Below are 929 nucleotides of genomic sequence, written 5' to 3'. Positions count from 1 at the left end.
AAACTCACTCATGTTCGAATATCTCGCATATCTCAAAGAGGTAAGCGATCACTGCGAGTGCGGCCGCGCGAATCTGCGGAGTGTCTCGCGGCCCAGCGTTCTCGATCGCCGTATCGACCAGATAGTCGAAAACCGCATCAGGCTCGAGATTTTCCGCGCGCGCGGCGTAGTAATCGCTTTTGAAGCGTGCGACCAGACTGCGTCCGAAGGATGGCGCCACCGAGTTCTGGAAACCAATGAACCCCTCAACGCGCACAGTCTGCGACAGGCCGTCGGTAATTCGTTGCACTGAAGTCGATCCCAACTTGTTCAGATCGATCTTCTCCTGCAGCGGCAACGCAAGCTCGACACCGAGTTGCTGAGGCGTCGCGGGCGTACTGGCGATCACCGCGCACACCACCATCAGCTCTTCGTAGGTCACGTCGCCTAAAGCGTTTCGTACGGCGCGCGCCACTGCTTCCTCGTGAGCGCGCTTATTATCCGTCAGAAACTCTCGTGTGTGGTAACCGAGCTGCGCGTCCACGGCGTCGTGATGCGGTCCGCACAGGTATATGAGATTCTGTGCCGAGCCTCGCTCGACCGAAGTCATATTCGGGTCATACCGAGGACCGCCCGGACTCGCAGCAGCGATGTGGGCAACCTTGCCCGTCGCTTTTGGGCGATCGCCATCGACCTTCGGATCGATAGTTAGGTCCAGATTGCAACCTGGGTAGGCACATTTGTTGCCGCTCCGAGCAATGACCACTTTCTCCTGCGCGGGTGGAACTCGATCCCTCGCTGAAGTCTGAGCCATGGTCAAACAATAGCGTCCTTCTTCTCGCTAGCTGCGGCGGCACTTCGACAGTCATTCAATTCACCCCGCCCCGGTACCTGTGCTCTCGCCTCATATCCCTAGGGATACGAGACGCCTCATCGGCTAGACCTGTTCA

1 protein-coding gene is annotated in these 929 nt (G+C 58.1%); it reads right to left on the bottom strand.

Annotated elements, in window-relative coordinates; translation table 11 throughout:
* Positions 1-4: 4 nt before the first annotated feature.
* A complete protein-coding gene (locus JF66_RS23275; protein ID WP_156109924.1) occupies positions 5-793 on the bottom strand; it encodes an ABC-three component system protein in 789 nt (262 codons plus the stop codon).
* Positions 794-929 lie beyond the last annotated feature (136 nt).

Source organism: Cryobacterium sp. MLB-32 (assembly GCF_000738085.1).
GTDB lineage: Bacteria > Actinomycetota > Actinomycetes > Actinomycetales > Microbacteriaceae > Cryobacterium.
Note: the sequence above shows the minus strand (reverse complement) of the source record. Positions and strands in the feature narration are given on the sequence as shown.

What these genes read in the sequence shown, in the direction of transcription:
- JF66_RS23275 (WP_156109924.1), bottom strand. Translation starts at nt 793, where the DNA reads ATGGCTCAGACTTCAGCGAGGGATCGAGTTCCACCCGCGCAGGAGAAA.